Raw genomic sequence first — 4,746 nt, 5'->3', positions numbered from 1 at the left:
CCGTCCGAATCACACCTTGAAGATTTTGAATCGCGATCGCGCGCTCATCGGCTTCCGCCGTCGCTTCGAGGGTCTCGCCGCCCTTGCCCGTCCGAATCAAGCCTCTGGTGTTGTCAATGGCGATCGCGCGCTCATCGGCTTCCGCCGTCGCTTTGAGGGTCTCGCCGCCCTTACCCATCCGAATCAAGCCTCTGGTGTTGTCAATGGCAATTGCTTCGTCGGAAGTTTCCGCAACCGCCTCAGCTACCGCCTGCGCCACCGCTTGATTGTCTGGTGGAGCTGTGCTCAGAGCAAAAGCGGCCGCTTGTGACAAGGTCGCCCCCCGAGTGGTCGCTTCAGCTGTGATCGTATCGGCTCCCTTGCCCGTTGTCATCTTTCCTTCTTGATTGTTGATTCCCTTGGCAGTGATTTCAGCTCGCACTAAACTTTGGGCGATCGCGCCGGCAAAAGCGGTCAGCTCTTCCGACATCGGGGCTTCGGCAACCGCTTCCACAATTGCTGAAGCATCGGCACTGGCTCGGGCAATTGCCGCGATCGCGCCTTCCGTTTCTCCATCAATCGTATCTCCCCCTCGATTGGTGTTAATCTCGCCACCGGCGTTATCAATGCCGTGGGCAGTGGCTTGAAATTCAAGGGCAGCAAAAACTTCAGTAATGACACTCGTCTCAGCGGTTTCAGCAATGGCGATAGCTTGGGAGACGGTTTCGGCGGTGGCAGAGAGATTAGCGGTAGCGGTGCCCCTAACCACATCCCGTCCGCGATTAGTATTGATCGTCCCTTTATTCTTGATGGCATTGGCTGCAATCCGAGCTTGACTGTTCAACTCCGCCGAGGTGCTCACCGAACCAAAGTTGAGTGCTCCGGCCTCGACAAAAACTCCGAAACCGAAGTCGCCACTGACAGAGACGGTACCGATAATTTCATCGGCACCTTTTAGGGTCTTGACATGAGAAAATTCGGGATTGAAGATTGTTTGACCTGGATTGATAATATCAGCTTTTTTAGTAAAATTAACTTTACTTAAGTTTAGGCGTACCATAAATCTAGAAGGCTTCCTCTAATTTTGTTTGCAAAGTAGGAGTTGTTATCCATGCTCGAATTAAATTCAGAACCCTATAAACTCCGAAACCATTAACGATTGATTTAGCTTACCAGTCAGCTAGACTATTTTTGAACAATACGAGTATTTTATACTCAGCTAAATTTTCTATCTATTAAAAATTGCAAAAGCTTATTTCCAGTCAGACTCACCCTCTATTAGTGATTCCATTTTTTAGGAGAGGGTTAGAGAGCTGAAGGGGTAACAATCAGCTGGAAAATCAGACTGGGGTTTGGGAATGGGGAAATTTCTTGATCATTACTGGCTTCAAACGGAACGAATCCGATTCCAAATGATCACAAAAGCGAATGAATGGAGTCGTTTGTCGTCATCGAGATGACGACGTCTTTTTCCCTGAAGATAAAAACTGAAAATTTAGTTTAAAGCATCATCTCTTTCTCTTATCCCAAACTCAGGCTGGAGTATCAATCGCGATTACCTTAAGGTTCTCAAAAGCATAATTTTCTCCTGCTCCAGATATTTTTATCGATATCACCTTATCGAAGCCTTGAGCATCATAGGAAACATCAGCTATAGCAGTATCTGCACCAATCGCCAGAGCATCTCCCGTACCCTTTCCTATTGTTACTTGACCATTGCCTACCTTTTTAAGATCAGTATTTGCATTAGCTAAAGTGTAAGTATCCTCCCCTTCTGCATCTGCATAAGAAGTTATTTGTAATAAAGAATTTCCCCCTAAGAGCGACTCGTTTGCCGAGATAGTTTCGAGGTAGGACAAATCAGTGATGAACATTGCTGGAACCTTCTTTGGCGATTAAACTACAAGTAAATTACAACTGAATTGCTAAAGATCAGCAATTCTCATCGTCAACATCTATAGTATCAAAATATCTTGAAAAAGTTTTTTTAATGATTTAACTATATCGTCTTTCCGTTCTAAAATATTGCCATTTTTGCAATATTTTTACTAGAGATCAATTCATAGCAATTTTTTTTTCTTCACTAACGCTCCTGCGTCAACATTGCAGATAATTCAGCCTCAACCCTTTTATTTTCTTTATCATGAAAATACATGAAAGATGATAAAAGGTCTTTATTTAAGGAAAGTTGTTGATAAATTACAAGAGATAAACGTGTAAAGTTTTCCCAGTCCACCTGATGAAGGATTTCGTCAACAACTTCCGGGTTAAGATGATTGGAGAAATGATCAATAATTTCTTCCGTACAATCAATGAGTTTAGAAATTTTGAATGGGATCGAATTTGAGCAAAAAACAGGTACATATTCATTCTCGCCCTGTTGGATAACATCTTTAATCATGGGCTGCTTAATATAATTTAAAGTTTCGAGAGCATCAATATTTAGATTTTGAGGTCCACGAGGAATCAGGGAAAATATGGTGTCATTTAGTTTATTATCTTGATAGATTGCTTGAACTCGGCTGATATCCGTGTGATGAAAAAAGACAATGGGTAAAGAAAAATCTTGACTAATTTTTTGGAATAGATAAGATAAAGAAAATCCCGTACCTCCCAAATCCACAATTGCAGAATTTCTTTTTTTCGTTACAAGATCTAATAGATAACTGAGGTAATCTTCGCTACATTTTACGCGGGCTAAACGGCTAGTAAAGAAATACGTACAATCGACAAAAAAATCAGAATTGCTAACAATTTGACGAAAAATCTTATGTAAATGGTAACAATCTCGACTTGAGAATAAATATTGTTCAAGTTTATTTTGTTGGGCGATTCGTAATAAAAAGACAGAGAATGCAACTAAAATAACCAGATTGCCTTGAACGAAACACTGATAAAAATTCTGCTGCAAAGGGTCTTTGAAGTGATTAACTAAACGAATTTTCCTGATGACTTTTGCTAGATTCTTGGCACCAATTTCATGCAGCGCCTTTTCAACCGGCGAGGGTTGAGCAGCCTGATACAAATTGGCTTTAATTCCATATCTTTGAGCCATCTGCACGTCTGAATGAAGATTATCGCCAAGGTGTCGGCCAATCTTCATAGCATCAGTAATTTCGCGCCAGGCTGTACCGTTATGCTTTCCTTTGGCAGTTACATAGAGGTTAACTTGCTTTTCTAAACCGGCTTTATGCAGCATTTGCCGAAGTACATTTTCTGGCAGATACATGTCAGATATCAGCAAATCCCCATCTTTAACTTGCTCCAAATTTTCTTTAATCCCAATGACATTTTGAATTTCTGCTTCAACTTCTGCATCTTTTAGATGTTCAAGATCGCATCTATTCAGATTTAGCTCTGCCGCCAATTTCAGGTATATGTCCTCTAAATCATAATTTTCGGTGTTTCTTAGAAGATAATCCTCTGCTTTCTTTCGGTAATAGGCAAAATTTTCAAAACGAGTTAAGCGTTCAACTTGAAAAAAAATTTCGTCAGGATCGATACAAAAACGGGTGATTAGCGTATCAAAAATATCAAAAGATAAAAGACTTGTTGGTTCAGTGAGAGTATTTTTTGACTGCTCATGAGTGTTTGCCAAGTCTGGTTGCATGGCAATCGCCTGCTGATAGTAAACTTCAGCTGTCTGCCCATCTCCGGCTTTCTCCCGCATTAAACCCAACTTGTAATTAAATTGGGCGTAGTGGCGTTGCTTTTCTGGAGAGAGTTTTCCTTGGGCATAGAGGGCATTCCCCCAATTAACATCAGCTTCAGTGCAGTTGGGCTGAATTTCTAGTGCTTTCTGATAGCACGCGATCGCCTCGTCAAACTGGCCTTGTTGTTGTAGCGTATAGCCCAAATTATTATAAAGCGGCGCTAAATCCGGTTTGAGGACAATCGCTTGTCGGTAAGCTGTCTCGGCTTCTGGCAATTGGCCTCGCGCTTGATGCAGATTGCCTAAAGCAAACCACCCCTTAAGAAATTTAGGTTGGACTGCTACGGCTTTGCTAAGAAATTCTTCTGCTGCCTGGAACTGACCGGTCTGTTGACCCAATAGCCCTAAGCCGTATAAAGCCTCTAGCTGTTGAGGTTGCTCTTTTAAGACCTGGCGGTAACTTTGCTCAGCCTCACGCCAGCGCTGGGCGCGATGATGTTGAATGGCCAGAAGAAGGGTTGAGGAGTTGGCTGTCATCTGGAAGGGTCACAAAGGTAATTGATGATGAGTTGAATTGTAGGGTCACATTTTTCCCAACGGTTGCCATTTTGGCAATGTCTTGTCCCCCATTGATTCAGACATTTACGATTAAGCCATGAGCCAATCATCACTATAATTGCCATCGGCAAAGATAAATTGTTCAAATCCAGAGGTTTGCATAGTGAGCCCATCCAGCTCAAATCGAGCCTCCCCCTTGTTAGAGCCGAAACTAATTTGAAAGTCGCTTTTGTAGTAGCTGCCAAAGCTTAGCGTATCCAAACCTTGACCGCCATCTAATGTCGCGTCGCCGAAACCTTCGACCCAGTCTGGTCCTCTTCCCATCTTGATCTTAACCCCGCCGCCAAAACTGGAAGCTTTGAGTTCATCAGCGCCCGCTCCCGTAAAAATCTCGCCGCCATAAATGCCGTCCGATTCGCTGCCGGTTGCCTTAGCAATAATCGTATCTTTGCCCTTGCCCGTCCGAATCACACCTTGAAGATTTTGAATCGCGATCGCGCGCTCATCGGCTTCCGCCGTCGCTTCGAGGGTCTCGCCGCCCTTGCCCGTCCGAATCA

The 4,746-nt window shown here is 43.3% G+C and carries 4 protein-coding genes; all 4 read right to left on the bottom strand.

Translation table 11 applies throughout. The features are described 5' to 3' along the window. The coding region (locus GVY04_06625) for a hypothetical protein (protein ID NBD15819.1) at positions 1–1,039 on the bottom strand (1,039 nt) is incomplete at its 3' end. 472 nt (positions 1,040–1,511) lie between these two features. Beyond that, positions 1,512–1,853: a hypothetical protein gene (locus GVY04_06620; protein NBD15818.1), complete on the bottom strand. Its 342-nt coding sequence runs from the start codon at positions 1,851–1,853 to the stop codon at positions 1,512–1,514. A 209-nt stretch (positions 1,854–2,062) separates the two neighbouring features. After that, positions 2,063–4,168 carry a tetratricopeptide repeat protein gene (locus GVY04_06615; GenBank protein NBD15817.1) on the bottom strand — a complete coding sequence of 702 codons (2,106 nt, stop codon included), beginning with the start codon at positions 4,166–4,168 and terminating at the stop codon, positions 2,063–2,065. A 111-nt stretch (positions 4,169–4,279) separates the two neighbouring features. Then, the coding region (locus tag GVY04_06610; GenBank protein ID NBD15816.1) for a hypothetical protein at positions 4,280–4,746 on the bottom strand (467 nt) is incomplete at its 5' end.

The sequence above is a fragment of the Cyanobacteria bacterium GSL.Bin1 genome, assembly GCA_009909085.1.
Taxonomy (GTDB): Bacteria; Cyanobacteriota; Cyanobacteriia; order Cyanobacteriales; family Rubidibacteraceae; genus Halothece.
This window is presented reverse-complemented; position numbering and strand designations above follow the sequence as displayed.